The sequence below is a fragment of the Brevibacillus sp. genome (assembly GCF_003521185.1).
Classification (GTDB): Bacteria; Bacillota; Bacilli; order Brevibacillales; family Brevibacillaceae; genus Brevibacillus; species Brevibacillus parabrevis.
On sequence record NZ_DOTK01000094.1, the window covers coordinates 1 to 26,635 of the forward strand.

Sequence of the window (26,635 nt, forward strand, 5' to 3'; positions counted from 1 at the left end):
AGTCGCCCCCTCCTACTCGATTTCTTGACAATTGCCATTTTTGCTATTGGCTTCCTGATCTTTCTTTTTTATAATAGTAGGGAGACAAGCAAGGGAAGGGTTGTTTAGTGCCATGAAGGTGCCTGTATCGCTTCAGCCGTATTTACAATCAACACAGCAATCCTATTCAAGCAATCGCGCAGCTTCCTCCTTGTCCTACGAGGAGCAGGATCTCTTTTCTGACGTGTTGCAATCACAGTTGGCGCAAGGACAGCGCGTCATCTCCTCGCAAGAGATTTTGGCCAAGCTCGACGGCAGCAGAGAATGGAAGCTGGCCGCAGACTATGAGTCAGAGTTGAATCCGACGATGGAAAAAGGAGCAGCGGTTGCTCCCGGAGCTATTTTGGAGAAAATTGAACGAACCGCCAAATCGCTTGGCGTCGATCCCGATCTGATCCGGGAAGTCGTCAGAGCCGAGTCGAATTTCAATCCGAATGTCGTGTCCAAAGCGGGTGCCAAAGGTTTGATGCAACTGATGGACAAAACAGCACAGGCGATGAGTGTCCGCAATTCATACGACCCGGATGAAAACCTGGCGGGTGGAACGAAATATTTGAAATCGCTTCTCGACCGCTACGACGGCAATGTCAAGGTGGCGCTGGCGGCGTACAATGCAGGTCCGGGCCGGGTAGGCCGTCTGGGTATCGACAGTGACGAGGAGCTGGAGGCAAAGTACAGCCAGCTGCCTCGGGAAACGCAGAAGTATGTAGCAAAAATCATGGGCCGTTTGGAGACAGACGGGACATCATACTAGACGAGGCGCATCACGCACTGGTCAGGAGGAAACAACTTGTCACAGCCAACAATCAACCAGGACTATTTTGTCGTCAAAGCCAAGGAAAACGGCGTGCATGTCATCGGGCTTACGAGAGGCTCGGACACCCGTTTTCATCACACAGAAAAGCTCGACAAGGGCGAAGTGATGATCTTTCAATTCACGGAGCATACTTCGGCCATCAAAGTTCGGGGAAAAGCCGTCATTTACTCGCAGCACGGTGTTGTCGATACGACAGAATAAACAGCTCCAGCGGAAAAGCAGGCATAGCCTGCTTTTTTTGTTTGTACAATGGTGAAGAGGAGGGATGTCTATGCCGCGCCAACTGCTCATGGCGATCGCTGTTTCCACTTTTCTGGCTCTGATGCTGTCGATGGTCCCGAGTGCTTTATGGAGGCAGGCAGATGTGCCCACTTTTCAGACATCACACCCTGTTCAGCTGAGCGAGCGAAATGTCCTGGATTTGTTTACATTGACGCCCACACATTATAAAATGAAGCGTATAAAATGGGAAAATCCGTCGGTTTATGTCGATTTGATCGTGAAACCGGGTGAAAAAGTGGATGAAAGTCAAGTTTATCGTGATTTTTACGGATTGACATACGGCTTGCTAACGCACACGGATAATGTTGGTCAAGTGTATTTCCGTTTGCTGGAAGAAAGCGAACAGCCAAAAGAGTCGAGACTCCTTGTTGCCATTCAAACAACTGGGGCGAATTTGAAGTCATTTTCCAAACCGGCGGCGGAGATCCCCGATGTGGATTCGTTTGTGAAAAACACATTTCCCGTGCGAATCGATCCGTATTTTTATGAGAGAATTAGTCCCTGATGGTAGAAGTATGGTATGATAGCAAGGACGGCCTTTTGACCGGATGGTAAAGGTAGACGGAAGTGTACGGAACAGGCAGACATCTTTAGGTTGCGCAGCTTGTGGAGGAGGACGCATGAGCAAAGAACATACCCCCTATGTAGAAGAGGTTCGATCAATCATCGAGCAGATCTACAAGCGAACCACCCATTCCTATGTAGAATATTACGTGGACGTTCCTTCCATGGCGGAGAATCGCCTGGAACTCTTGTATTTGTTTTTGCTGGAGCAAGGCATGACGAAGGAACGGGCATCCATTTTCTGCACAGCGACTGGACTTGTCCAGCTGGGACTGGACATGCATGAAAATGTGGAAAATCAATACGAACATTCCTTGAGCGCAGAGCGAAACAGACAGTTGACTGTGCTCGCCGGAGATTACTACAGCAGCCGCTACTACAACCTGCTGGCGGAAACGGGCGAGATTGAAGCGATTCAAGTGTTGTCCGGAGCCATTCAGCGCGTGAATGAAGCCAAAATGAAGCTGTACATTGCGGGACGCGATTCCAGAAGCTTGTCGGATGAAGAGTACTGGGAATTGCGCAACGCCATCGACACAGGTTTGTACGTAGCAATCGTAGAGAAGTATGCCGATTCGGATGATCGCCGCCGTCTGTGGGTCGATCTGATGAAAGAAACGGCCAAGGTAGAAAGCGTTATCGGAGAGTGGGAGCAAATCAAGTGGCAAGAGCAGGTTCCCTTTGGTTTTGCTCGTTTTTTGCTGCAAAAACCGGGTGCTACGCTTGCCCAGGTACTGTCGGGCGTTGAGATGAAAGCCATGGAAATGATCGGCATGTGCGAGCAAATGGTGCGTTCGCTGCCAGCAGAAACACGCAATGTGCTTGCTTCCATAACAGCTCGTTACTCCCATCGAGTGAATCGCCTGAAACGAGTTATTGAGGAGATGTAGCCTAGTGGACCAGACACAAATGAACGAGAAGGCAAAATACGTTCACTCCGTATTTGAAAGCATCGCGAGCGACTACGACAAAATGAACAACGTCATCAGTTTTGGCAGCCATCTGGCCTGGCGCAACTACACCATGAAGCAGATGAACATTCAACCGGGCCATACCGCATTGGATGTAGCCTGCGGCACGGCGGACTGGACGATCGCGCTTGCCAAAGCGGTGGGGAAAGAGGGCCAGGTGGTCGGGCTCGACTTCAGCCAGAACATGCTGGATGTAGGCGCGTACAAGGTGGCGAATGAGGGAGTCAGCAACAACGTCAAGCTGGTGAATGCCGATGCGATGAATTTGCCTTACGAGGATAATACATTCGATTTTGCCACGATCGGGTTTGCCCTGCGCAACGTTCCGGATGTGCAGCAAGTGCTCAACGAAATGGCGCGCGTAGTCAAACCGGGCGGGAAAGTCGTTTCTTTGGAAGTGTCCAAGCCTCCATTCATTCCGTATCGCAAGCTATTTTACTTATACTTCTATAAAATTTTGCCATTGATTGCGAAAATGACCGTGAACAAATACGAGGAATATGCCTGGCTTCCGCACTCGCTGACCAATTTTCCGGATAGTCGCGAGCTTGCCGGGATGTTTAGAAAAGCAGGCTTGGACCCGGTTCAAGTCAAGCTGTTCATGGGCGGCGTATCTGCGCTGCACATGGGCACGAAGCCGTAACCGCGCCTCGACAACAACGGTATTTTTTCAGTAGATAGGAAGTGTCATAGATGGGTCTACGTAAATTGAAAATCATCTTGGAAATGATAAAATTCGAGCATTCCCTGTTTGCTTTGCCGTTTGCTTTTATGGGGGCGGTTTTGGGAAGTATTGTAGTGGAGAAGGCGTGGCCGACCTGGATGGAGATTTTCTGGGTGACGGTTGCGATGGTCGGGGCGCGCAGTGCAGCAATGTCGTTGAATCGGCTGATTGACCGCGTCATTGACGCCAAAAACCCGCGGACAGCTACACGAGCGATTCCGGCGGGGCTTATTTCCGTCCTGGAAGTTGTTTTGTTTATCGTCGTTTCGTTCGCCGTGCTGTTCATTGCGGCGTTCCAGTTGAACGATTTGGCAGTCAAGCTGTTGCCGCTTGCTGTGTTTGTCCTGGTGCTGTATTCCTACACCAAACGCTTCACCTGGCTGTGCCACTTTGTTTTGGGAGTAGCAATCGGGTTCGGACCGTTGGGAGGATGGGTCGCCACGACAGGCCAGGTAGACGCGGTTGGCTTGCTCCTGTTTGTGTCCGTTCTGTTTTGGACGGCGGGCTTCGATATTATTTACGCCTGCCAGGATGCTGACTTTGACCGCAAGGAAGGGCTGTTTTCCATGCCGAGCCGCTTTGGGGTTGCCAGCGCCTTGGTTGTGGCGAGACTGTGCCACATCATCACTTTTGTTGGACTGATGTCGCTGTATGTAGTGGCTGACTTGTCGATCTGGTTCCTGCTCGGCGTACTCATTTCCGGTGCGATCCTGATCTACGAGCACACGCTGGTGAAGCCGACGGATTTGTCCAAAGTAAACGTTGCGTTTTTCAACATGAACGGCATTTTGAGCGTAGTCATGTTCGTGTTTACTATGATTGATCTGGTGATCGCATGAGCCAACAAAAATGGGTAGTCGGAATTACAGGGGCAAGTGGCGCGATTTACGGTGTGCGTGTGGTGACCGAGCTTTTGCGCGCAGGTCATATCGTTCACTTGATGATTACCGAGGCAGGCTGGCAAGTCTTTCACGATGAGCTGGACTGGCATTCAGACGACCGGGAAGGTTTGCTGCGAGAAAAGCTGCAACAATCCTTCCCGGGAGAGCTGCACTACTGGGGGCTTCGCGATTTCAACTGCCCGGCGGCGAGCGGATCGTATCGCTGCGACGGCATGATCGTGGTTCCGTGCTCGATGGGAACGGTTTCCGGGATTGCACACGGCGCTTCGGGCAATTTGCTGGAACGCGTCGCTGACGTTATGATCAAGGAAGGCAGACGACTGGTCCTCGTTCCGCGGGAGACGCCGCTCAATGCGATCCAGCTGGAAAACATGCTGACATTGAGCAAGCTGGGTGTGCGGATCTTGCCAGCCATGCCTGGTTATTATCAAAAACCGCAAACGATGGATGACTTGATTAATTTTGTCGTGGGGAAAGCTTTGGATGCACTTGATGTACCACATTCGCTGTTTCGGCGTTGGGGGGAATAGACGCATGCAAAAGTCTTTGCGGATCGGGCAAATCTTGTATACCAACGTACTGCCTGTTTACTATTATTTTGAACAAGCAAAATTCGAGGATCGCATCGCGTTCATCCGCCAGGTGCCTGCCCAGTTGAATCTGGCGATGGCCAAAGGCGAGATTGACATGGGGCCGATTTCCTCGTTTAGCTATGCTGAGCATGCCTCCCAATATGTGGCATTGGCAGACCTGTCTGTCAGTGCCAACGGGAGAGTAGGCTCCCTTTTCTTATTCAGCAAAAAGCCGATTGAGCAACTGAACGGGGCCAAAATTGCCCTGACCAACACGTCGGCAACGACAGTGAACTTGCTGAAAATCATTCTCCACAAGTTTTACGATTACGAGATCACCTACGTTACACAAGAGCCGAATCTCGCACACATGCTGCAAGATGCGGATGCTGCCCTGCTCATTGGCGATGATGCGATTACCGCAGAGCGGACAGCTGGTGAGCTGCACGTATACGATCTCGGCGAATTGTGGCACCGCTTCACAGGCTATTCCATGACGTTTGCCATTTGGGCGCTGCGACGCGAGGTGATTGACGAGCATTTTGCGTTGATTGCGGAAGTGCACGCCTCTTTTTTGACGAGCAAGAAGAAGACGAAAGCAAATCCTGGCCCGTTGGTCGATTACGTATGCACGCATTTTGGCGGGACAAAAGAGGAGTGGCTTCGTTACTTCGCGGGACTGCAACACGATTTTGGCGAAGTGCAGCGGGTAGGACTGGAGTATTATTACCGATGCGCGGCAGAGCTGGGGCTTCTTGCGGCACCCGCGACAGTCGAGTTGTGGCAGGCGGATGGCCACAAGACCAATATTACGCTTGCGAGATAGGTGGAACGGATAACGGATGAACCTAGTCGATATTTACTTCAAGATGAAAAAGGATGTCCAGTACATTGAAGATGAGCTGGAAAAATCGATTGATACGGATGTGCGGGAACTGTATCAGTCCTCGACTCATTTGCTTAAAGCTGGGGGAAAGCGCATTCGTCCGGTTTTTGTGCTGCTCGGAGGCAAATGGGGCAAGTACGATGTAAAAGTATTGAAGCACGTAGCTGTGCCGCTTGAGCTGATTCATATGGCTTCGCTGGTGCACGACGACGTCATTGATGACGCCGACAAGCGACGGGGCAAAGACACGGTGCGCATGAAATGGGACAACAAGGTGGCGATGTACGCAGGCGATTACATTTTCGCCCGTGCGCTTGCAGTCGCTTCCCAATTGCCGAATCCGAAGCTGCACCAGATTTTGTCCAGAGCGATTGTCGAGGTGTGCAAAGGCGAGATCGAGCAAGTCAAGGATTTGAACAACTGGGATCAAAACTTCCGGACGTATTTGCGCAGAATCAAGCGGAAAACGGCGCTGCTCATTGCGATCAGCTGTCAGTTGGGTGCCGTTGCCAGCGGTGCTACTGAAGAGCTGGTACGCAAAATGTACTGGTACGGGTACAACGTGGGGATGGCTTTTCAAATTACCGATGACATTCTCGATTTCACCGGAACGGAGAAGCAGTTGGGAAAACCGGCGGGGAGCGACCTTTTGCATGGAAACATCACGCTGCCAGCCCTTTACACCGCTTTTCATGGCAAGGCGAGCGGACAGTTCCAGGAGTGGATCAAGGAAAATACGTTTTGGGAGCACACGGACGAAGCGATTCGCCTGGTGCGGGCTGACGAAGGAATCGCATTTTCCCAGCGGCTGGCCGAGCGCTATATTGCCCGCGCGCATGCCATTATAAGCGATTTGCCCAATACGCAGGCAAAAACATCGTTGACAGGAATTGCTAATTTTATCGTCGATCGCAAATTTTAATGAGATTTTAACGGTCTGACTGTTGCTTGACCACCCCAGTTTTGATAAAATTTTCGTTGGTGTTGTATACACCAATACATAGCTTTGATGGAGGCATACTTACAATGGAAAAAACATTCCTTATGGTAAAACCTGACGGCGTACAACGTAACCTGATCGGAGAAATCGTATCCCGTTTCGAGAAAAAAGGCTACCAACTCGTTGGCGCTAAGCTGATGACTGTAAGCCGCGAACTGGCTGAAGAACATTATGCTGAGCACAAAGAGCGCCCATTCTTCGGCGAACTGGTTGACTTCATCACTTCCGGTCCTGTATTCGCTATGGTATGGCAAGGTAACAACGTGATCTCCACAGCTCGTGCTATGATGGGCAAAACAAACCCAGTAGATGCAGCTTCCGGCACAATCCGTGGCGATTTCGCTACTTCCGTTGGCATGAACATCATCCACGGCTCCGATTCCCCAGAAAGCGCTGAGCGTGAAATCGGTCTCTGGTTCTCCGCTGAAGAAGTTCTCTCCTTCGAGAAAACAATCCAACGCTGGATCTAAGATATCACCACAAAAACCCCTTTTTGGGGTTTTTTCTTTTTTTCGTCAAAAACTCCCGCGAAATGGATAGGAATTTGGCGAACGATAGCGAAATGATGAACAACAGGTATGAAAGGGGGTACGATTCTGAATGGAAGATAAAGACTTTCTCCAATTTATTGCAAGCGTTAAAAAAATGACCGGAATTGATCTTGCCCTCTACAAGGAAGCACAGATGAAGCGGCGCCTGACTTCGTTGCGGCAAAAGCGGGGCTACGGCACGTTTGTCCAATATTTTGATGCGATTGCAAAGGACAAGGAGCTTTTTTACGAGTTTCTCGATCGGATGACGATCAACGTCTCCGAGTTTTTCCGCAACCCAGGTCGTTGGGAGGTGCTGGAGAACAAAATTTTGCCGCGGCTTGCCAAGCAATCGTCGCGTGTCAAGTGCTGGAGCGCGGCTTGCTCCACTGGCGAAGAACCGTACACGCTCTCCCTGATTTTGCTGCGCAAGCGTCTGGATGCTACCGTGCTGGCATCGGATATCGATGAGGGCGCTTTGTCCAAGGCAAAGCAAGGCGTGTATACAGACCGTTCCTTGCAAGATTGTCCGAAAGAGCTTGTGGACAAATACTTCGTCAAAGACACGCTCAGCTACCGGATTTCCGAAGAGGTGAAAAAGCGTGTCACGTTCAAAAAGCATAACTTGCTGGCGGATACGTTTGATACCCAGTTCGATTTGATCATTTGCCGCAATGTGATGATCTATTTTACAGAGGAAGCCAAGCACGAGCTGTACCACAAATTCAGCCGGGCGCTCAAACCGGGCGGCGTGCTGTTTGTCGGCAGCACGGAGCAAATCTTCCAGCCGCAGCAATACCAGCTGGAGACGGAAGACACATTCTTTTACCGAAAAATGGGATGATTCTCTATGGCCGTGTGTATAACTCTGCCCCTTTTTCCCAAGACTAGGAATACTTACTTTGCCAAGGGAGGCAGCAGATGGATAAGCACAAGGTCATCGAAGCATACCGTCGGGGTTTGATTACGTTGCAAGAATGCGGACAAATACTTGGGGCTGAAAAAACTCAGCTGGATGATTTGATACGTGTGGATCATTCCAGAAGGCCGCTGAGCCCCAATCCATTTTTGATGGTCGATCCTTTCTAGTCAGCGCCATCTGTAAGCGAAGCGCTTCTCCATTGGAGGGGCGTTTTTTCTTCAAGCGAAAGGTTTTCGCGTAGGATTGTACTTTTTGTGTTTCCAGAGCGAGACAGGTATGATATTATAGCGCTTAAAAGTGATAAAGGACAGCGACCCGAACCGGAAGGAACTGGGGACATGAGCTGCCTGGAGGATGGAGGAAGGAAGAGATGCGTTACTTGACAGCGGGGGAGTCCCACGGACCGCAGCTTACAGCGATCATCGAGGGAATCCCAAGCAACTTGCCGATTTCCATTGAGGCAATCAACGAACAGCTGGCGCGCCGCCAAAAAGGTCACGGGCGGGGCCGGAGAATGCAAATTGAAAAGGACCAGGTGAAAATTTTGTCTGGCGTGCGCCACGGGTATACGACAGGAGCACCGATCACGCTGGTTGTTGAAAATAAGGATTGGACGCACTGGCAGACGATCATGAGTGCCGAGCCGGTAGAAGAGGGCGCAGAGGAAAAACGCCGCGTGTCTCGCCCGCGCCCAGGCCATGCTGATTTGAACGGTGCGATTAAATATCATCAACGGGATATGCGAAATATTCTGGAACGTTCCAGCGCCCGCGAAACAACTGTGCGTGTTGCTGTCGGCGCAGTAGCGCGTCAATTGCTCGCCGCTTTTGGCATCCAGATCGGCGGACAAGTGTTGCAGATCAATGATGTCGTGGCAAAACGCCAGGAAGTCAGCCTGGAAGAGCTGATCGCCCGCACGGAAGAATCACCTGTCCGTTGCCTGGACAAAGAAGCGGAGCCGCTTATGATGGCAGCGATCGACAAGGCCAAAGAAGACGGGGATTCCCTCGGCGGCGTGGTTGAAGTCATCGTGGAAGGCGTGCCGATCGGCTTGGGCAGCCACGTGCAATGGGACCGCAAGCTGGACGGACGACTCGCTCAGGCGATCATGAGCATTCAAGCCTTCAAAGGCGTGGAGATCGGAATCGGGTTTGAAGCTGCGGATTTGAAAGGCTCCCAAGTTCATGACGAGATCGTTTGGAACGAGGAAACAGGCTACAGTCGCAAAACAAACCGGGCAGGCGGGCTGGAAGGCGGAATGACCACAGGCATGCCTGTCGTTGTCAGAGGCGTGATGAAGCCGATCCCGACGCTGTATAAGCCGCTGATGAGCGTCGATATCGACTCCAGAGAGCCGTTCTCGGCCAGCATCGAGCGCTCCGACAGCTGCGCGGTTCCGGCAGCGAGTGTCGTGGCAGAAGCTGTGGTTGCATGGGAAATCGCCCAAGCGATGTGCGAGAAATTCCCGAGTGATTCCATGGACGACATGATCGAAAACGTGCGTGAATACCGCGCATACACGGAGAAATTCTAATGGATACCAACAGACTGACAGTAGAGCTGGGAGAGCGTTCCTACGAGATTGTGATCGGTGATTCTCTATTGCAGCAGGTGCCTGGTTTGCTTGCGGAGGCGGGGGTTGTCTCCACAAGCAAACTCATGATTATTACAGATGAGCACGTGGCGGTTCGTTACTTAGAGCCGCTGCGTGATGCTCTGCGCGCTGCCGGATACAACGCGACAGCGAGCGTAGTGGAAGCGGGCGAGCAATCGAAAAGTCTTCCAGTCTATGAACGGCTGATGACCGAAGCGATTCAAGCGGGATTGGATCGCCAATCTGCGATTCTCGCATTGGGCGGCGGAGTCGTGGGAGATTTGGCTGGCTTCGTGGCGGCTACGTTTATGCGCGGCATTCATTTTGTCCAGCTGCCGACTACTTTGCTTGCCCACGACAGCTCGGTCGGAGGGAAAGTGGCGATCAATCACCCATTGGGGAAAAACTTGATCGGCGCTTTTCATCAGCCTCGCGTCGTGATCTATGACACAAAAGTGCTGCACACTTTGCCCAAGCGTGAAGTGGCTGCCGGCTTTGCCGAGGTAATCAAGCACGCCCTTATTTCCGATGCTTCCTTTGCAGATTGGCTGGAGGAGAACGCCGCAAGCCTGTGGGAGCTTGATTCAGAATTGTTAGGGAAAGCGATTGAAAAAGGCTGCGCAGTGAAGGCTGCGATTGTCTCTGCTGACGAGACGGAGCAGGGCCCGCGGGCGCTATTGAATTTGGGGCATACGTTCGGGCATGCGTTTGAAGCGTTGTCAGCTTACTCCACGCTGAATCACGGCGAAGCGATTTCAATCGGGATGTGTCTGGCTGCCAAACTAGCAGAGCGAATCGGTCTTGCGCCAAACGGTGTGTACGACCGCACGAAGCACTTGATTGGTTTGTACCATTTGCCTACGGCTTGGCCAAAAGGACTGCTGCCGCAAGATGTACTCGATGCGATGAAGCGGGACAAGAAGACCGTTGGCGGCAAGCTTGCCCTCGTATTGCCTAGCGCAATCGGGCAGGCGGAGATTGTGAAAAATGTAGACGAACAGCTCATCCTGACAGTAATGAGTGAAGAAGCGGGGGCTTTGTAATGGGAATGCGAGGAATTAGAGGCGCAGTCACGGTGGAAGCCGATACGCGAGACGAGATTGTCTCTTCCACCAAGTGGCTGCTGGAAGAAATGGTTACGCGCAATGAAGTGAATCCTGAAGAGATTGGCAGCATTATCATCACGACGACAGAGGATTTGTGTGCGACATTTCCCGCCCAGGCGGCACGTCTTCTTGAAGGGGAAGCGTGGCAGTATGTTCCCCTGATGTGCGCACGCGAAATTCCTGTACCAGGCAGCTTGCCGCTCTGTATACGTGTCATGATGCATGTCAACACAGAGAAATCGGCAAAAGAGATTCAACACGTCTTCTTGCGGGATGCTGTAAAGCTTCGACCTGATTTGACAAATCGCAGTTGACAATCAGGGCGCTCTCTTTTACCATAAGTGAAACGAGAGCGCCTCGTTTGTTCGTGAAGAGCCAATTCCGGCTGAGATGAGAATGAGTAGAGCAGAGTAGAGATGAGTTAGGTTGAGGAGAGAAGAGCAGGCTGGGTACATATTTATCTACCCGATCCAGTTCTTTTTGCTGGATTTTTTTGTATATTTTTTTCTCCCCCTACCTCTCGCTCTAGACAGCGGGTGGTGAAAAGACGGGTGTCTTCGTCCTTTTCGCTCCCACTAAAAAGGAGATGAGAGTTCCATGTATTTTCCCTCCCTTGCCGAGGTCAAGACCCTTTCGGCGTCGTATTCCCTGATTCCTGTGAGCTTGAAACTTCTGGCTGATCAGGAGACTCCTATCCGTTTGTATCAGAAGATTCGCACCAGCGATTCGTTTTTGCTGGAAAGCGTAGAAGGCGGCGCGCGCTGGGCACGCTTTTCCTTCATCGGGATGAACCCTTTTCAGATCGTGGAAGCAAAAGGAGCAGACATCTCCGTTGTGTCGAGAAGCGGTGAGCGCAAAGCGATGACAGGCAACCCCGTCGACTTTTTGCGCGAGGAGACAGATCGCTTCAAAAGCCCCAAGCTGCCGGGCTTTCCCCGGCTTAGCGGCGGAGCGGTCGGCTTTTTTGGCTACAATACGCTGCGCTATTTTGAAAACCTCCCGGCCCATCGCAAGGAAGCGGTTCAAGCTCCTGACATGCGTTTTCTGTTCGTCGACGAGATGATCGCGTTCGATCACCTGAAACAAGAAATTCAGTTGATCGTGAATTTGCACGTCGAGCCAGGAGATTCGCCAGCCATTATTGACGAAAAATACAGGCTAGTCTGCGAACGGCTGGAGCAATTGGCGGAAAAAGTCACCGCTCCGTTGGAACAGGACAGCCGGATTCAAGTGGCAGTCGATTCGCCCAAACCGCTGCAGGTCGAGCCAAACATGAGCCGCGAGCAATACGAGCGCATGGTCGAACAGGCGAAAGAGTACATCGCCGCAGGAGACATTTTTCAGGTCGTGCTCTCCCAACGCTTTTCCGTGAAGACCGATGTCGACCCGTTTGCCGTGTACCGGCTGCTGCGTACGCTGAATCCTTCTCCGTACATGTACTACCTCGAATACGCAGGCGAGACGGTGGTCGGAACATCTCCTGAGCTGCTCGTGCGGGTGGAGGATGAAAAAGTCGAGATGCGCCCGATTGCCGGGACGAGAAAAAGAGGCGCGACACCGCAAGAGGACGAGGAGCTGGCCGCAGACCTTTTGGCAGACAAAAAAGAGCGGGCCGAACATTACATGCTGCTCGATTTGGGCCGAAATGACGTCGGCAAAGTCTCCGCGTACGGAAGCGTGCAAGTGGAGGAGGCGCTCGTCATCGAAAATTACTCGCATGTGATGCACATGGTATCGCATGTGACAGGCAAGCTGCGCGAGGGACTGCACGCGTTTGACGCCCTGTTGAGCGCCTTTCCTGCGGGAACTGTCTCAGGCTCGCCGAAGCTGCGGGCGATGGAAATCATAGCCGAGCTGGAACAGGATGAGCGCCATTTGTATGCGGGAGCGATCGGCTACATTTCCTTTGACGGCTCGCTCGACAGCTGCATTACGATTCGCACTTTGTTCTTCCAGGATGGATACGCGCATGTGCAGGCTGGCGCAGGCATCGTGGCGGATTCCATTCCGGCAAGCGAATATCAGGAAACGGTAAACAAGGCGGCCGCGATGATTTCGGCTCTGGAAAAAGCAGAACAGCTATTTGCGCGCAAGGAGGAATTGCTATGCTGACCTATGCACTGGAACAAATTTTGCAAGGAAGCGATTTGACACGAGCAATCGCTGAGGAAGCAATGGGAGAGATCATGGACGGCAAAGCGACTCCTGCCCAGATCGGCGCCTTTTTGGCCAGCATGCGGCTCAAGGGAGAGCAGGTTGAGGAAATTATCGGGTTTGCCCAGGCGATGCGGGCACGAGCGATGCGTTTTCCGATCGATCATCCCGGTTTGGTCGATACGTGCGGCACCGGAGGAGACGGCAGCAACACGTTCAACATCTCGACGGCGAGTGCGATTGTGGCGGCAAGCGACGGCGTGCGGATCGCCAAGCACGGCAATCGTGCCGTATCGAGCAAGAGCGGCAGTGCGGATGTGCTGGAAGCGCTGGGAGTCCCAGTCAACCTGTCGCCAAAAGAGGCTGCGGATTGCTTGCGTGCTACCAATCTGTGCTTCCTGTTTGCCCCGCTGTACCATCAGGCGATGAAGCATGCAGCCGGACCGCGCAAGGAGCTGGCTGTACGCACCGTGTTTAATTTGCTCGGCCCTCTGACCAACCCGGCAAACGCCAGTCACCAACTCATGGGCGTCTACGATGCGAAGCTGCTCCCGACGGTTGCGGCTGTACTGCGAGAGCTGCACGTAGAGCGGGCGCTGGTTGTGGCAGGCTCGGACGGACTCGATGAGCTGACCGTGACGGGAACGAGCCAGATCGCTGAACTGCGAGATGGCCAGATTCGCACGTACGAGATCGATCCCAAGCAGTTCGGATTGCGCCGACATGACAAAGAGGCGCTGCGCGGCGGGGATTCGAGCGAAAATGCCGAGATCATTCGCGATGTATTCGCTGGCAAGCGCGGTGCGGCACGCGACATCGTGCTGTTGAATGCAGGAGCGATCCTCTACTTGTCTGATCGCGTGCGTTCCATTGAGGCAGGAGTGATTCGGGCGGCAGAGCTGATCGACGACGGACTGGTCATGCGCAAGCTGGAGCACATCCGGCAAATTGCAGGAGGAATGATTCATGCTTCTTAACATTGTGGAAAAGAAACGCGGAGAAATTGCTCACCTGAAACAAGTGACGACGATCGCAAACTTGCTTGAGCAAGCGAAAAACCAGGATCGTCCGCGCGGCTTCCATCAAGCGCTTGTGCAAAGTTCCCGTCCAGTCAGCGTCATCGCAGAAGTGAAGAAGGCGTCTCCGTCCAAAGGGCTGATTCGCCCGGATTTTGATCCGCTGCAAATCGCGCAGGCGTATCAAGCTGCCGAAGCGGAATGCTTGTCCGTCTTGACCGACGAGACATTTTTCCAAGGAAGTTTGGCTTATTTGCAAGGCATCCGCGAAGTGGTAAACCGTCCGCTCCTGCGCAAAGATTTTCTCATCGAGGACATCCAGGTCGTGGAAGCGCGGGCAGCGGGCGCGGATTGCATTTTGCTCATCGCGGCGATTCTCGATCACGAGCAACTGCGGCATTTGTATCAAACCGCAGAAGAGCTGGGGATGGACGTACTTGTCGAAGTGCATGACAAGCCGGAATGCGACCGCGTATTCCGGGCGATCGAACCGAAGCTGCTCGGAATCAACAACCGGAATTTGCGCACATTCGAGACGAATCTCGCTGTGACAGACGAACTGATTGGCGGACTGCCTGCTTCGTTGACAGTCGTGAGCGAAAGCGGCATTTCCAAAGCGGAGGATGTCGAGAAGGTAAGGAGAGCAGGTGCGCGCGCCGTTTTGGTGGGAGAGCATTTCATGCGTCAGCCAGACGTAGCGCAAGCGGTGATCGAGCTGGTTGGAGCGAAAGCGGGGGTGAGTTTGTGACCCGATTAAAAATTTGCGGGATCAAACGCCCGGAAACGCTTGCGCTTTTGAAAGAGCTGGATGTCGACTACGTGGGCCTGGTTTTTGCCTCGAGCAAGCGCAGGATCGACGCACGGACGGCTGGAGAGCTGCTTGCAGCCGTCCCGGCTCATCCGCCAGCGGTAGGCGTGTTCGTCAACCCGACGCTGGACGAGTTGGCGGAGGTGTTGCAGGAAGTGCCGCTCGCTGCCGTGCAGCTGCACGGGCAGGAGACGCCGGAATTTTGCCGTCAAGTGCGGGAACGTTTTTCCGTGGAAGTGTGGAAAGCGCTGGCTGTCGGCGGCGAAGAGGATGCAGCCCGGGCGATTGGAGCGTATCAAGGGATCGTAAGCGCCTTTTTGTTCGATACGTATGACCCTGCCCAAGCCGGGGGAACCGGGAAAAAGTTTTCGTGGGAGCAGATTCCTCTGTTGAAGGCTGCGTGCCAAGCGGCTGATTGCATCATCGCGGGCGGCATTCACGCCGAAAATGTCGGAGAGCTGCTCGAAACGTATCAGGCCCCTGTGATCGATGTGTCCAGCGGAGTGGAAACGGATGGAGAGAAAGACGGAGAAAAGATAAAAAAACTGGTGGAGAGGGTGAAGGCGCATGCCAAGCAATACACAGACAACCGCGCGGGTCGTGCCTGACGAAAATGGACGTTTTGGAGCGTTTGGAGGGAAATTCGTCCCGGAAACGTTGATGAACGCTTTGTACGAGCTGGAGACTGCTTTTGAGGAAGCGCGACGTGATCCACAGTTCGTAGCAGAGCTGAATGAGCTGCTGAGCAAATACGCTGGGCGTCCTACGCCGTTGACGTACGCTGAACGGTTGACGCAAGAGCTTGGCGGGGCGCAAATCTACCTCAAGCGCGAAGACCTCAACCATACCGGGGCGCACAAACTGAACAACGCGCTCGGTCAAGCCCTTTTGGCAAAACGGATGGGCAAAAAATCGATTATCGCGGAAACAGGAGCGGGCCAGCACGGTGTCGCGAGCGCTACCGTAGCAGCGAAGCTGGGGCTTTCCTGCAAAGTATTCATGGGCGAGGAAGACATTCGCCGTCAGTCGCTGAACGTGTTTCGCATGAACTTGCTCGGAGCGGAAGTCATTCCGGCGGTATCAGGTTCGCGCACACTCAAAGACGCGACGAATGAAGCGATTCGCCACTGGGTTTCTCACGTAGAGGAAACGTTTTACGTCATCGGATCGGTCGTCGGCCCGCATCCTTATCCGTACATGGTCCGCGAGTTCCAGAAAATCATCGGAGAGGAAACCCGGCGTCAAGTGTTGGAACAGCTCGGCAAATTGCCTGACGAAGTGGTCGCGTGCGTAGGAGGCGGAAGCAATGCGATCGGCATGTTCTATCCGTTCATCCAGGATGAGTCTGTTGCGCTGCGCGGCGTGGAAGCGGCGGGAAAAGGAATCGATACGGACAAACACGCGGCAACCTTGACGCTTGGACGTCCAGGAGTGATTCACGGCTCGCTTACCTACTTGCTGCAAGATGAGCATGGACAGGTGCAAGAAGCGCATTCCATCTCCGCCGGGCTGGATTATCCGGGTGTCGGTCCCGAGCATGCGTATTTGAAAGATACGGACAGAGTGACGTATACGTCTGTCACAGATGCGGAGGCGCTGGCGGCAGTCGAGCTTTTGTGCCGGACGGAAGGCATCATCCCCGCGCTGGAGAGCGCTCATGCGATTGCGGAAGTGATCAAGCGCGCTCCGCAAATGTCTCCTGAGCAAGTGCTGGTCATTTGCCTGTCGGGGCGCGGAGACAAAGACGTGTTGACCATTCAGGAAGCGTTGGCAGAACGGACAGAAGGAGGCGAGGCGTAATGACGGCAGCTACCAATCGAATCGACCGTTTGTTTGCGGATCGCAGCCGCAAGCGTTTTATCCCGTTCATTACGGTGGGCGATCCAACTATCGAAGCGACTTTTCAGCTTGTGACCGCCATGGCGGAGGCCGGAGCCGATGTGATTGAGCTGGGCATACCTTACTCTGACCCGCTGGCAGACGGCCCTACCATTCAGCGAGCTTCCCAGCGCGCACTGGAAAACGGCGTGTCGATTGCAGACGCTTTGCAACTGGTGAGCCGTTTGCGCCAGTCGAAAGTAGAAGCGGGCATCGTGTTGTTCTCCTACTTCAACCCGGTGCTGCAATATGGAGTCGAGCGGTTTTTTGCGGAAATGGCGGCACACGGGGCAGATGGCGTCGTCATTCCCGATTTGCCGATTGAAGAAAACGGCCCTTGCGTTGCGGCGGCGAAGCAAAACGGCCTTCATGTCATTTCGCTGGTCGCGCCGACTTCCGAAGCGCGCATCCAAACGATTGGCGAACAGGCGACAGGCTTTTTGTATTGCGTCTCGTCGCTCGGCGTGACAGGGGCGAGGACGGATTTGCGCGAGGATCTGGCAGACTTTTTGCAACGGGTGAAGGCGAGTACGAGTGCGCCGACTGCTGTCGGATTCGGCATTTCTACACCAGAGCAGGTGCGGGCCGTGGCTCCTCATGCGGACGGGGTAATCGTGGGCAGTGCGATTGTGCAGCAGATTGAAAACTACGAGAACGAACTGAAAGATCCGGCACGAATGCCAGATGCTGTTGAAAAAATAAAAACGTTTGTACATCAGTTGGCGAGTGCGCTACAATAGTGGGAAAAATGTGACTGGAGTGAACGTGGATGCAACCGAAGCAACGCATACTCAATGCCCCGGTATATCAGCCAGGGAAACCCATTGAAGACGTCAAACGGGAGTTTGGTTTGACAGAAGTGATCAAGCTGGCGTCCAACGAGAATCCTTATGGCTGCTCGCCAAAGGCAAAGGCAGCTATTGCGGAACAACTGGACAATCTCGCTCTTTATCCGGACGGCGCAAGCCTCAACCTGCGCTGGGACTTGGCAGATGCCCTCGGTGTGAAGCCTAGTCAACTGATCTTCGGAAATGGTTCCGATGAAATCTTGTTGATGATCTCTCGCGCTTTCCTGAGCGAAGGCACGAACACCGTCATGGCTACGCCGACGTTCTCCCAATATCGCTCCAATGCGATTATCGAAGGGGCAGAGCTGATCGAGGTTCCGCTCAAGGATGGCGTGCACGATCTGGAAGCGATGGCGGCTGCCATCAACGAGCAGACGAAAGTCGTCTGGGTATGTAATCCGAACAACCCTTCCGGCACGATCGTTACGGCGACAGAGCTGGAAGCGTTCCTGCAAAAAGTGCCGAGCAGCGTTCTCGTCGTCATGGATGAGGCTTATTACGAGTATGTCGTTGATTCCGCGTATCCGCAAACCGTTCCGATGCTGTCCCAGTATCCGAACCTGATCATTTTGCGCACGTTCTCCAAGATTTACGGCTTGGCAACGCTGCGCATCGGCTACGGCATCGCCTCCGAAGAGCTTGTGTCCGCTCTGGAGCACGTCCGCGAGCCGTTCAATACCGGAGCGCTTGGTCAGGTGGCAGCACGCGCGGCCCTGCACGATCAGGAGTTTGTCATCTCTTGCCGCGACCGCAACCGCGAAGGCTTGAAGCAATTGACTGACGCATTCGACGATTGGGGACTTTCCTACTTCCCGACGCAAACCAACTTCATTTTGGTAGACCTGAAAATGGATTCCGATGAAGTATTCAAAAAGCTCTTGATGAACGGAATCATCGTTCGCTCGGGCAATGCGCTCGGCTTCCCTGGATATCAACGGATTACAGTGGGAACAAAAGAACAGAACGAAAAGATTTTGTCTGTGCTAAAAGAAATCGTAACTGGCGCATTGAAATAACGGACACGAGATGCCGGGCGTTCCCCGGCATCTTTGTCTACGCGCATATGAGGAAGGACAGGAAGTGGAGATGAAAAAAGTAACCATCACTGTAATCGGTGTCGGATTGATTGGCGGTTCGATCGCTTTGTCCATGCGACGTGACCCCAATATCCGTGTTGTCGGTTACGATGTACGACAAGAACCATTAGATAAAGCGTTGACACTTGGAGTGATTCACGCTGGAACGACTGATTTGCAAACGGCTGTCCGCGAAGCCAATGTCATTTTCCTCGCAGCCCCCGTCGAGCAAATCGTAGCTACACTGCGCTTGTTGCAAGACATGGAGCTGCAACCAGACGTCATCGTCACAGACGTGGGGAGCACCAAGTCAGGCATTGTCAGACAGGCGGTAGAAGTCATTCCGCCGCATGTGACGTTTATCGGCGGGCATCCGATGGCCGGATCGCACAAATCAGGCGTGGAGGCGGCTTCGGACAGACTGTTGGAAAATGCCTACTACGTTTTGACGCCAGCCCCTGGCACGGCAGCAGAAAAAGTGGAGCGTCTAACCGAGCTTCTCTCCCTCACGCGGGCAAAAGTAGTACAGATGGACGCGGATTCCCACGATCAGGTAGTGGGAGCAGTCAGCCATTTCCCGCATGTCCTGGCATCTGCTCTGGTCAACCTGGTCGCCGGATACGACGAAGAGAACGCGTGGCATGCGCGTCTGGCCGCAGGCGGCTTCCGTGACATTACCCGCATTGCTTCGAGCAATCCGCGCATGTGGCGCGACGTATTGCTGCAAAACCGCGAGCATATTGTGAAGATCGCCAAAGACTGGGCAAAAGCTTTGGAAGATGTCGTCGAGCTTGTGGAAGAAGGCGACCCGGATGGAATCGAGCGGTTCTTCCAGACAGCCCGCGACTTCCGCGACGGTTTGCCTGAGCGCAAAACAGGAGCTTTGCCGCCTTTGAACGATTTGTATATCGACATTCCTGACCATCCAGGGGAGATCGGGCGCATTACGACGTTGCTCGGTGCGAAGCAAATCAACATCACCAACCTGCAAATCAGGGAGACGCGTGAAGATATATACGGTGCGCTGCGCATCACCTTCCATTCCCAGGAGGAGATGGAAAAGGGGGAGGAACTTCTCCGCTTTTTCGATTACAATGTATACAGGCGTACATGAGCCTGGTCGCGCAAACACGCTTTACAACGAAGACGCTTCACAGTATGACTAACGGGTGAAGAGAAAAAGGGGAGTGGCACTGTGCTTCGAGTTCGTCCAGCAAAGAAAATAGCAGGAACCGTACGTGTTCCGGGAGATAAATCCATTTCGCACCGTGCGGTCATGTTCGGAGCCTTGGCAGAAGGCGTTACGACGATCGAAGGCTTCCTGCCTGGCGCGGATTGCCTCAGTACGATCAGTTGCTTCCGCCGCATGGGCATCGAGATCGAGCAGCAGGGTGACAAAGTAACGGTACAAGGCAAAGGCTGGTACGGCTTGCAAGAGCCGATGCAGCATCTGGATGTAGGCAACTCCGGTACCACGATTCGCCTGATGTCCGGCATTTTGGCGACACAGCCGTTTCATACGGTCATGGAAGGCGACGAGTCGATTGCCAAAAGACCGATGCGCCGTGTCATCGGACCGCTGCGCCAGATGGGGGCAAAAATTGACGGCAGAAAAGACGGGGAGTTTACCCCTTTGTCCATTCGCGGCGGCAAGCTGCAAAGCATGGCGTACCAGTCTCCGGTCGCGAGCGCGCAAGTCAAATCGGCGATTTTGCTCGCCGGCTTGCAAGCAGAAGGCGTGACCAGCGTAACCGAACCGCACTTGTCCCGTGACCATACGGAGCGGATGATGCAAGCGTTTGGCGTTTCTGTCGTTCGCGATGGGCTGACGGTGTCTGTAGAGGGCGGCCAAAAGCTGACCGGACGAGCTATTTCCGTCCCGGGCGACATTTCCTCTGCGGCCTTTTTGATCGCGGCGGTCATGGTAGTGCCAGGCAGTTCGCTTTTGATTGAAAATGTCGGGATCAACCCGAGCCGTACAGGCATCATCGACGTGGTGAAAGCGATGGGCGGAAGCCTGGAGCTGCAAAACGAGCGAATTGTCAACGAAGAGCCGGTCGCCGACCTGCTCGTGACCCATTCGCAGCTGCACGGGATCGAAATCAGCGGGGATATCATTCCGCGACTGATTGACGAGATTCCGGTCATTGCCGTCATGGCTACGCAGGCAATCGGACAGACGGTCATTCGTGATGCAGAAGAACTGAAAGTAAAAGAAACCGACCGGATCGCTACGGTCGTGAGCCAGCTGTCCAAATTCGGAGGCCGGGTCACGCCGACGGACGACGGAATGATCATCGAAGGACAGACAGCCTTGACAGGGGCGGTGATCGACAGCATGGGCGATCACCGTATCGGCATGGCGATGGCGATTGCTGGTCTTGCTGCGACAGGAGAGACGGGGATTGAGAACGAGGAAGCGATCAATGTATCGTTCCCGGGCTTTGAAGAACTGCTGAAAAACATCAGCCAATAAGGGAACGGGAGAGAGAGCCTGCTGTTGACGAGACAGCAGGCTCCTTTCTGTATGAGCAATTGGGCCTAGAAGAGGAGGAACTGCTCTGACGTTTTTTAGCAAAAATGATTTGACAAGCGCTTACATTCCGTTTATTATAAAAATACAGTATGGTTTCTCTCCACTCCTATCCAATATTATAAAAGCACACATGTGCTACCGCCGTTTGAATGCGCTTACAATCAACGGCGGTCTTTTTTTTGTGAAAAACGTCGAGACGTTTTTCATGAAACGGGATGTGACCGCTTGCGGTCAACAAAACGGCCATGGCCGTTTTGCATTTTTTCCCTTTTCCGCGCATATGCTCGTACAAATCGCAGTGCGATGCGAGGGTCGGGAGGGGACAAGCATGTCGGAGCAAGGAATGGTCATTCGAGGGGGAGCCGTTGTTACTGCATACGGAATCAAGGAAGCGGATTTGTGGGTGCACGAAGGAAAGATCGTCCGCATCGCCAAAGACACCTTGCCCAAGACGACAGGCGAGACTGCTTTTGCCGAAGTAGACGCGTCCGATATGTATCTTTTGCCTGGCTTTGTCGCACTGCCGACACAATCTTTATATAAAATAAAAGATAGGCACACATACATAGAAGTGATGCAGGGATTTGTCAGGAGCGGCTGCACCAGTTTCGCCGACGTGTTTTTGCACGAAAGCTGGATGAGCAAGCCGCAGATGGAATACCAGCAAACCCGCCATTTCAACAGTCCGCTGGATTACGTCTGGCATGTCGGGATCGGGGCTGACCAGCTACAGGCGAAAACGGTGGCGAGATACGGTGAACATGGCTTGGCGGCCTTTCACGTATCGGTTCGCAGCCCAGAAGAAATTTCCACAATAAAATGGGAAACGCTTTTGCAACTTCATACGTCTAAACAAACGATTCTGCATTTGCACATACAAAATGATGCGTCCGTAAAAAAAGAACAGCGTGATCAAATTCGGCAGCTTTGGCTGGACGCTACTAAATACTGGAAGGTGCGTACCGTCATCGCTGATCCGTCAGTGGCCTTTGAAACAAGAGAACACGATCCGTTTTTGCACATTTTTCGTTTGCCAACAGAAGTGACAGACCGGGCCATTCGCCACATGCACCAGCACTTTTACGACAGTTGGCAAGTCGCTGCTCCCCTTCACGATGTTCGCATTGATTATCGCCGGAGATGGTATTCGCCGGAAAGGTTGCTTTGTCTACTCGTCAGACTTGCTTCGACAAACGTTGCCAAGGCAGTCGGGCTTTATCCGCAAAAAGGGAGCTTGACACCAGGGGCAGACGCTGATATTGTCTTCCTGAAAAAGGAAAACTGGTTGACAAAGTATGATCTTTCCACTATTCTCAATTTTAGCGAAATGCATCTTCCAACATCTGTTATGTCGAACGGTAAATGGTTGTATCGAAACGCGCAGTTTAGCTCGTCTGTTGGGATGGGCAGACGCCTTTTCGACACAAAGCCCTACGCATATGTCATTTAACCCCAAAAATGGGGGTTTTTTCGTGAAGGATTCCCGCAGTCTGACGAGAAAAAGAATCGTAAGGTCGCGCAACTTTTTACATCCCCAGCAGTCTAATGTTACAAAGGCCGCTGAGGGATCGGAATCGCAAGGAGGTAATCCTGATCATGACCGATTCCCAGCTTATCCGAGAAATTAAAGAAGGTAATCTGGAATGCTATGCTGAACTGATTCGTCGATATGAAAAAAAGATCCTCTCATTTGTCACTCATCTTTTGCGTCAGGCACATCTGGAGCATATTGCTGAGGATATTTGTCAGGAGACGTTTTACAAGGCGTATAAGAGCATTCATTCTTTCCGTGATGTAGAAGCAACCTTCTCTACTTGGCTCTATACGATTGCCCGTAACTCTGTACTCAGCGAATTGCGCAAAAGCCGCAACTCCGACGTGTATCTCGATGATACACTGCAAGTGCCGATGGCATCTCCCAAAACTTTGCCCGAGCAGGTTTTGTTGCGCAACGAGCGGGAGAGCATGGTCAGACTGGCTATTAACAACTTGCCGGAGAAGCAGCGCTCAGCCTTGATTTTGCGAGAGTACGAACAAATGGATTACACAGAGATCGCCACGATTCTCGATTTGACCGTCAGCTCCGTGAAATCCTTGCTGTTTCGGGCACGCCAAAGTATAAAAGGCCAGCTGGAAACCTACATCCTGGACCCTCAATTGGATGAAGCTGAAGGGATGAATCGATGATGAAATGTGAAGAAGTTCAGGAAATTCTGCCTGAATACGCCGAAAATCTGTTGTCAGAGGTGACCCAACGCCGTGTTGATCACCATATGGCATCGTGTTATGCCTGTCGTGCCGACTATGAAATCTGGTCGGACAGCGGGGAGTGGATGGAAATGGACAAGGAAGAGTACCATTCCGTTACGCCTTCCCGTTCCATTGTTGATGCTGTCATGGCCCGGATTTTGTCCGAGGAGCAATGGGCGATCCCGATTGGCAGAAAAATTTTCAGTGTAACAGCCAGAATGAGACGCATGGGAGCAAGTGTAGCCGTTTTGTTGCTATTGTTGTTTACTTTTACTTTATATGTCAATTCCACTTCCACCGAGCAAGCCAATTCCCTCGTGATCAACGGGGAAGTGATGGCGATGAACACGCCAAAAGCGCAAGTCATCTCCTCTTCCATGCAGACAGACGATGGTACATACGTGGTAGAAGCACAGCCGCTCACTTCGCAAAGTGATGCACTGGCTAGTGCGACCGCCTCGATCGTTCCGCTGGATGGAAAACCGGCAGCAACGGATTCAGCGAAGCCGAACTACCCGATTGTGCTCAGTGTGTTCGGGATTTTGATGACCGTATTGACAATGAGCTGGCTTACACGTGCATAATGGTATATGATCAAGAGAAATGAAAAGACCGTCTTAGGACGGTCTTTTGTGGCTATTCATCCAGAATACGGCCTAAGCATAATACATATGAGGTGAGCACGATGCCAAAAAAATGGCTGTATGTCATAGATGAGGCAATTAAGCGAATTGAGAACGACGAAGTGGAACTGGGTTTGACAGCCTTGCAAAAAGTGCAGGAGCACGGGGCTGACTTGCCTGATGTCATGATGTATTTGGCGGAAGTGTGGTACCGTCTGGGCCATTTGGACGTGGCAGGCAAACTGTTGTCGGAGGTTCTGGAAAACAATCCGCAGCTGGACCCTTCCTTGCGCAGAGAGTGCCAATTGCTGCTTGCCGAAATCGCGCTTGATTCCAGTGATTTTGAAACGGCGCAGCATCTGCTCTACGAGTGCAAAGAATCGGGCTATGACAGCATTCAGCTCGATTTGCTATTGGCAGATTTGTACGCGCTGCAAGATTTGGACGAGGTGGCTGTCAAATATTTGGAGCAGGCCAGACAAAAAGAGCCTGACAATCAGGACATTTTGGCTGCGCTCGGCAACCTGTATTTCCGCATCGGGGAAGATGAAGTCGCGATGCAGCTTCTGGAGCAGGCGGGCAGTGAAAGTCTGGAGCTGCTCTTGACCAAAGGACGCTCGTTGGCGCAAAACGGGCAGTTCGAGCAGGCGTATCAAGTATTCCGCCAGGCGCTTGTGCTCGATCGCTCGCCGGAAGTGCTGTATGGAGCGACACTGATGGCTTTCCACGTGGGACGACTGGAGGAAGCGGTGGAGCTGGTAACCACGCTGCAAGCCATTGACGAAGAGTACGTGGCTTCGTACCCGCTGGCGGCAGACATTTACTTGTCGCTGGGCAAAACCGAGCAAGCTATCGACGCCTTGAAGCAATACGTGACGCTGTCCGGCTTTGACCTCGATCAAATTCGCCGACTGATTGCGCTGTTGACGCAAGCGGGACGATACGACGAAGCGAAAGAATACCAGCAATTGCACGATCAGTGGGATCACGAAACAGAAGAAGAGTAAGCAAAAAAAGCTTCAGTGCATAAAAAAATCGACGAACAGGAAGTCACTCATGTGGCTTCCTGTTTATTTTTCCGCTTATTGGCAAGAATGAGGGATACAAGAAAGCCATCGCAAAGAAGGGATGCACAGATGAACTTGGCTGAGATCTTGGTCTACACCGATATCCGGCAGCTCCATCAGATTGCCAACCACTACGGATGCGAATGCAACCCTCATTCCAAAAACGAATTGATCACCTCTCTCTTGTCCAGTCTGCGTCACCGGTTGACAATCTCTCAGGAAGTAGCGCAGTTGTCTCAAGCCGAAATACACTTTTTGCTGCAGCTTTTGCTCGACAAGCGAACCGTCATGTCGCTGGAGGATTTGCTCGCCAAAGCGGGCGTGGCTCTTTTGGCAGCGAAAGAAAAAAAGCAGGATTCGGCAAGGCAATTTGTCGCGGCGGCGATGAAAAGAGGCTGGATATTTCCTGCCAAAAGCAAAACGGTCGGGCAGTATCAAATCCCGTTGGACATCCGAGAACCTTTCATACAAGCCTGGCTCGATCAGTGGCGCGAGGAGAACGATCTGGTGATCCCGGGGCCGCAGGCGTACAGGGACGAAGGAACGGCTCTTTGCGACGATATCATGCAATTTTTACAATTCCTTCAGCAGGAGCCTGTACCGCTTACGGCTGAGGGAGGCATGTATAAACGGCATCAGCAGCAGTTGTTTCAATTTTTGTACGTGAAGGAAGAGCCGCTTTTGCCGCAAAAATGGCGCTTTGGATACGGGCTGCACTTCGATGTATACCCGGATCGCTTCTCTTTGCTTTACGACTTCTGCTACTACAACAAATGGATGGAGGAGGCGGAGGGGAGAGTAGGCATTACCGAGGCGGGACGGGAGCGGTTGGAACAGCCGTATTCCGATCAGCTTTACCATGATGTGATCCGCTTCTGGATGCGATTGTACAAGCGGGCGATCCCGAATTTGCCGATGCTTGTCCAGTTGATTCCGCTCATCGCCTCTGGCGGCTGGGTGCGGCAGGAATCGCTGCTGCATACGCTGGTTCCCTGGATCAAAGAGTTTTACTACGATGCACCCGCAGATATTTTGATCAATCGAGTCTGCAAAATGATGGTGCATCTCGGATTGCTTCGAGTCGGCCAAGACGAGCATGAACAGTGGTTGTACACTGCCACCTATGCGAGCCAGACTTGGCTTCGAAAATACAACGGCTTTACGGAAACGACTATTTTATTGAAGTGAGGGATGGGTATGGAGTGGCCAAATTTCTATTCCAACGCGTACGGAACGAACAATCAAATGGTGTCCGGGTTGCTGTCCGAGATGGTAATCGACGAGCAAATGCGGCAGTACCGCAAGCGGACGCTGTACCAGGAAATTGACGAGGCGTTGGCTACCAAAAACAAAGAGCTGTTCATCCGCCTGACGGGCGAATTGAAAGAGATCATGGCTTACGAAAAGGCGTAGCTGCCTTGGCCGGAAGCTGTGTTGCGAGACTTTGCCGATTCATGGTACGCTAGTTTC

Annotated in this window: 30 protein-coding genes; all 30 read left to right on the top strand. The window is 52.7% G+C overall.

Annotated elements, in window-relative coordinates:
* Positions 1-112 precede the first annotated feature (112 nt).
* The 30 genes from DEP07_RS27050 to DEP07_RS27195 all read left to right on the top strand — a co-directional run bounded on the left by DEP07_RS27050 (position 113) and on the right by DEP07_RS27195 (position 26,578).
* The gene (locus DEP07_RS27050) at positions 113-793 is read left to right on the top strand and encodes a lytic transglycosylase domain-containing protein (protein ID WP_122963586.1); all 681 of its coding nucleotides are present in this window, start codon (positions 113-115) and stop codon (positions 791-793) included.
* Between the two features lie 36 nt (positions 794-829).
* A complete protein-coding gene (gene mtrB / locus DEP07_RS27055; RefSeq protein ID WP_063226943.1) occupies positions 830-1,057 on the top strand; it encodes a trp RNA-binding attenuation protein MtrB in 228 nt (75 codons plus the stop codon).
* Positions 1,058-1,127: 70 nt separating this feature from the next.
* A complete protein-coding gene (locus DEP07_RS27060) occupies positions 1,128-1,643 on the top strand; it encodes a hypothetical protein (protein WP_287103260.1) in 516 nt (171 codons plus the stop codon).
* A gap of 115 nt (positions 1,644-1,758) precedes the next feature.
* Positions 1,759-2,592 carry a heptaprenyl diphosphate synthase component 1 gene (locus DEP07_RS27065; protein ID WP_122963584.1) on the top strand — a complete coding sequence of 278 codons (834 nt, stop codon included), beginning with the start codon at positions 1,759-1,761 and terminating at the stop codon, positions 2,590-2,592.
* 4 nt (positions 2,593-2,596) lie between these two features.
* Positions 2,597-3,316: a demethylmenaquinone methyltransferase gene (locus tag DEP07_RS27070; RefSeq protein WP_287103261.1), complete on the top strand. Its 720-nt coding sequence runs from the start codon at positions 2,597-2,599 to the stop codon at positions 3,314-3,316.
* Positions 3,317-3,366: 50 nt separating this feature from the next.
* The gene (locus DEP07_RS27075; protein WP_122963582.1) at positions 3,367-4,236 is read left to right on the top strand and encodes a UbiA-like polyprenyltransferase; all 870 of its coding nucleotides are present in this window, start codon (positions 3,367-3,369) and stop codon (positions 4,234-4,236) included.
* Complete coding sequence (locus DEP07_RS27080) at positions 4,233-4,829, top strand: UbiX family flavin prenyltransferase (RefSeq protein WP_122963581.1); 597 nt, start codon at positions 4,233-4,235, stop codon at positions 4,827-4,829. Before DEP07_RS27075 ends, DEP07_RS27080 begins: the two co-directional genes overlap by 4 nt.
* Before the next feature lie 4 nt (positions 4,830-4,833).
* Positions 4,834-5,697, top strand: a complete 864-nt coding sequence (locus DEP07_RS27085; protein WP_122963580.1) for a menaquinone biosynthesis protein — start codon at positions 4,834-4,836, stop codon at positions 5,695-5,697.
* Between the two features lie 16 nt (positions 5,698-5,713).
* On the top strand, positions 5,714-6,679 hold the full coding sequence (locus DEP07_RS27090) for a polyprenyl synthetase family protein (protein WP_122963579.1): 966 nt from the start codon (positions 5,714-5,716) through the stop codon (positions 6,677-6,679).
* 104 nt (positions 6,680-6,783) lie between these two features.
* Complete coding sequence (gene ndk, locus DEP07_RS27095) at positions 6,784-7,227, top strand: nucleoside-diphosphate kinase (RefSeq protein WP_063226951.1); 444 nt, start codon at positions 6,784-6,786, stop codon at positions 7,225-7,227.
* Between the two features lie 130 nt (positions 7,228-7,357).
* Positions 7,358-8,131 carry a CheR family methyltransferase gene (locus tag DEP07_RS27100; RefSeq protein ID WP_122963578.1) on the top strand — a complete coding sequence of 258 codons (774 nt, stop codon included), beginning with the start codon at positions 7,358-7,360 and terminating at the stop codon, positions 8,129-8,131.
* A gap of 77 nt (positions 8,132-8,208) precedes the next feature.
* A complete protein-coding gene (locus tag DEP07_RS27105; protein WP_007785434.1) occupies positions 8,209-8,376 on the top strand; it encodes a hypothetical protein in 168 nt (55 codons plus the stop codon).
* Between the two features lie 203 nt (positions 8,377-8,579).
* Entirely contained in the window at positions 8,580-9,743 is a 1,164-nt protein-coding gene (gene aroC, locus DEP07_RS27110; protein ID WP_122963577.1) for a chorismate synthase, read from the top strand.
* Complete coding sequence (gene aroB / locus DEP07_RS27115) at positions 9,743-10,846, top strand: 3-dehydroquinate synthase (protein ID WP_173595811.1); 1,104 nt, start codon at positions 9,743-9,745, stop codon at positions 10,844-10,846. The genes aroC and aroB overlap by 1 nt, the downstream gene beginning before the upstream one ends.
* Complete coding sequence (aroH, locus tag DEP07_RS27120) at positions 10,846-11,223, top strand: chorismate mutase (RefSeq protein ID WP_122963575.1); 378 nt, start codon at positions 10,846-10,848, stop codon at positions 11,221-11,223. The genes aroB and aroH overlap by 1 nt, the downstream gene beginning before the upstream one ends.
* A 283-nt stretch (positions 11,224-11,506) precedes the next feature.
* Positions 11,507-13,021 carry an anthranilate synthase component I gene (trpE, locus tag DEP07_RS27125; protein WP_122963574.1) on the top strand — a complete coding sequence of 505 codons (1,515 nt, stop codon included), beginning with the start codon at positions 11,507-11,509 and terminating at the stop codon, positions 13,019-13,021.
* The gene (gene trpD / locus DEP07_RS27130; protein WP_122963573.1) at positions 13,015-14,040 is read left to right on the top strand and encodes an anthranilate phosphoribosyltransferase; all 1,026 of its coding nucleotides are present in this window, start codon (positions 13,015-13,017) and stop codon (positions 14,038-14,040) included. Before trpE ends, trpD begins: the two co-directional genes overlap by 7 nt.
* Positions 14,030-14,827, top strand: a complete 798-nt coding sequence (trpC, locus tag DEP07_RS27135) for an indole-3-glycerol phosphate synthase TrpC (RefSeq protein ID WP_122963572.1) — start codon at positions 14,030-14,032, stop codon at positions 14,825-14,827. Before trpD ends, trpC begins: the two co-directional genes overlap by 11 nt.
* Complete coding sequence (locus DEP07_RS27140) at positions 14,824-15,495, top strand: phosphoribosylanthranilate isomerase (RefSeq protein WP_122963571.1); 672 nt, start codon at positions 14,824-14,826, stop codon at positions 15,493-15,495. Before trpC ends, DEP07_RS27140 begins: the two co-directional genes overlap by 4 nt.
* Positions 15,455-16,687 (top strand): tryptophan synthase subunit beta, encoded by a 1,233-nt coding sequence (trpB, locus tag DEP07_RS27145; protein ID WP_122963570.1) that lies wholly within the window; start codon positions 15,455-15,457, stop codon positions 16,685-16,687. The genes DEP07_RS27140 and trpB overlap by 41 nt, the downstream gene beginning before the upstream one ends.
* Positions 16,687-17,505, top strand: coding sequence for a tryptophan synthase subunit alpha (gene trpA, locus DEP07_RS27150; RefSeq protein WP_122963569.1), 819 nt, complete (start codon positions 16,687-16,689; stop codon positions 17,503-17,505). Before trpB ends, trpA begins: the two co-directional genes overlap by 1 nt.
* Before the next feature lie 29 nt (positions 17,506-17,534).
* Positions 17,535-18,629: a histidinol-phosphate transaminase gene (gene hisC / locus DEP07_RS27155; protein ID WP_122963568.1), complete on the top strand. Its 1,095-nt coding sequence runs from the start codon at positions 17,535-17,537 to the stop codon at positions 18,627-18,629.
* 70 nt (positions 18,630-18,699) lie between these two features.
* On the top strand, positions 18,700-19,803 hold the full coding sequence (locus DEP07_RS27160; protein ID WP_122963657.1) for a prephenate dehydrogenase: 1,104 nt from the start codon (positions 18,700-18,702) through the stop codon (positions 19,801-19,803).
* 81 nt (positions 19,804-19,884) lie between these two features.
* Positions 19,885-21,165, top strand: coding sequence for a 3-phosphoshikimate 1-carboxyvinyltransferase (gene aroA, locus DEP07_RS27165; protein ID WP_122963567.1), 1,281 nt, complete (start codon positions 19,885-19,887; stop codon positions 21,163-21,165).
* A gap of 388 nt (positions 21,166-21,553) precedes the next feature.
* Entirely contained in the window at positions 21,554-22,675 is a 1,122-nt protein-coding gene (locus DEP07_RS27170) for an amidohydrolase family protein (RefSeq protein ID WP_122963656.1), read from the top strand.
* A 146-nt stretch (positions 22,676-22,821) separates the two neighbouring features.
* The gene (locus DEP07_RS27175) at positions 22,822-23,412 is read left to right on the top strand and encodes an RNA polymerase sigma factor (protein WP_063226965.1); all 591 of its coding nucleotides are present in this window, start codon (positions 22,822-22,824) and stop codon (positions 23,410-23,412) included.
* A complete protein-coding gene (locus DEP07_RS27180; protein WP_122963566.1) occupies positions 23,409-24,059 on the top strand; it encodes a zf-HC2 domain-containing protein in 651 nt (216 codons plus the stop codon). The genes DEP07_RS27175 and DEP07_RS27180 overlap by 4 nt, the downstream gene beginning before the upstream one ends.
* 101 nt (positions 24,060-24,160) lie before the next feature.
* Positions 24,161-25,105, top strand: coding sequence for a tetratricopeptide repeat protein (locus tag DEP07_RS27185; RefSeq protein ID WP_122963565.1), 945 nt, complete (start codon positions 24,161-24,163; stop codon positions 25,103-25,105).
* A 129-nt stretch (positions 25,106-25,234) separates the two neighbouring features.
* Entirely contained in the window at positions 25,235-26,353 is a 1,119-nt protein-coding gene (locus DEP07_RS27190; protein WP_122963564.1) for a hypothetical protein, read from the top strand.
* Between the two features lie 9 nt (positions 26,354-26,362).
* The gene (locus DEP07_RS27195; RefSeq protein ID WP_063226969.1) at positions 26,363-26,578 is read left to right on the top strand and encodes an IDEAL domain-containing protein; all 216 of its coding nucleotides are present in this window, start codon (positions 26,363-26,365) and stop codon (positions 26,576-26,578) included.
* Positions 26,579-26,635 lie beyond the last annotated feature (57 nt).

Coding starts and splice junctions, on each gene's coding strand:
- DEP07_RS27105 (WP_007785434.1), top strand. CDS start 8,209: ATGGATAAGCACAAGGTCATCGAAGCATACCGTCGGGGTTTGATTACG.
- DEP07_RS27080 (WP_122963581.1), top strand. CDS start 4,233: ATGAGCCAACAAAAATGGGTAGTCGGAATTACAGGGGCAAGTGGCGCG.
- DEP07_RS27185 (WP_122963565.1), top strand. CDS start 24,161: ATGCCAAAAAAATGGCTGTATGTCATAGATGAGGCAATTAAGCGAATT.
- DEP07_RS27175 (WP_063226965.1), top strand. CDS start 22,822: ATGACCGATTCCCAGCTTATCCGAGAAATTAAAGAAGGTAATCTGGAA.
- ndk (WP_063226951.1), top strand. CDS start 6,784: ATGGAAAAAACATTCCTTATGGTAAAACCTGACGGCGTACAACGTAAC.
- DEP07_RS27050 (WP_122963586.1), top strand. CDS start 113: ATGAAGGTGCCTGTATCGCTTCAGCCGTATTTACAATCAACACAGCAA.
- aroB (WP_173595811.1), top strand. CDS start 9,743: ATGGATACCAACAGACTGACAGTAGAGCTGGGAGAGCGTTCCTACGAG.
- DEP07_RS27170 (WP_122963656.1), top strand. CDS start 21,554: ATGTCGGAGCAAGGAATGGTCATTCGAGGGGGAGCCGTTGTTACTGCA.
- DEP07_RS27065 (WP_122963584.1), top strand. CDS start 1,759: ATGAGCAAAGAACATACCCCCTATGTAGAAGAGGTTCGATCAATCATC.
- trpC (WP_122963572.1), top strand. CDS start 14,030: ATGCTTCTTAACATTGTGGAAAAGAAACGCGGAGAAATTGCTCACCTG.
- DEP07_RS27195 (WP_063226969.1), top strand. CDS start 26,363: ATGGAGTGGCCAAATTTCTATTCCAACGCGTACGGAACGAACAATCAA.
- hisC (WP_122963568.1), top strand. CDS start 17,535: ATGCAACCGAAGCAACGCATACTCAATGCCCCGGTATATCAGCCAGGG.
- DEP07_RS27075 (WP_122963582.1), top strand. CDS start 3,367: ATGGGTCTACGTAAATTGAAAATCATCTTGGAAATGATAAAATTCGAG.
- trpB (WP_122963570.1), top strand. CDS start 15,455: ATGCCAAGCAATACACAGACAACCGCGCGGGTCGTGCCTGACGAAAAT.
- DEP07_RS27190 (WP_122963564.1), top strand. CDS start 25,235: ATGAACTTGGCTGAGATCTTGGTCTACACCGATATCCGGCAGCTCCAT.
- DEP07_RS27085 (WP_122963580.1), top strand. CDS start 4,834: ATGCAAAAGTCTTTGCGGATCGGGCAAATCTTGTATACCAACGTACTG.
- aroH (WP_122963575.1), top strand. CDS start 10,846: ATGGGAATGCGAGGAATTAGAGGCGCAGTCACGGTGGAAGCCGATACG.
- DEP07_RS27180 (WP_122963566.1), top strand. CDS start 23,409: ATGATGAAATGTGAAGAAGTTCAGGAAATTCTGCCTGAATACGCCGAA.
- aroC (WP_122963577.1), top strand. CDS start 8,580: ATGCGTTACTTGACAGCGGGGGAGTCCCACGGACCGCAGCTTACAGCG.
- trpA (WP_122963569.1), top strand. CDS start 16,687: ATGACGGCAGCTACCAATCGAATCGACCGTTTGTTTGCGGATCGCAGC.
- DEP07_RS27160 (WP_122963657.1), top strand. CDS start 18,700: ATGAAAAAAGTAACCATCACTGTAATCGGTGTCGGATTGATTGGCGGT.
- DEP07_RS27100 (WP_122963578.1), top strand. CDS start 7,358: ATGGAAGATAAAGACTTTCTCCAATTTATTGCAAGCGTTAAAAAAATG.
- DEP07_RS27090 (WP_122963579.1), top strand. CDS start 5,714: ATGAACCTAGTCGATATTTACTTCAAGATGAAAAAGGATGTCCAGTAC.
- trpD (WP_122963573.1), top strand. CDS start 13,015: ATGCTGACCTATGCACTGGAACAAATTTTGCAAGGAAGCGATTTGACA.
- trpE (WP_122963574.1), top strand. CDS start 11,507: ATGTATTTTCCCTCCCTTGCCGAGGTCAAGACCCTTTCGGCGTCGTAT.
- DEP07_RS27060 (WP_287103260.1), top strand. CDS start 1,128: ATGCCGCGCCAACTGCTCATGGCGATCGCTGTTTCCACTTTTCTGGCT.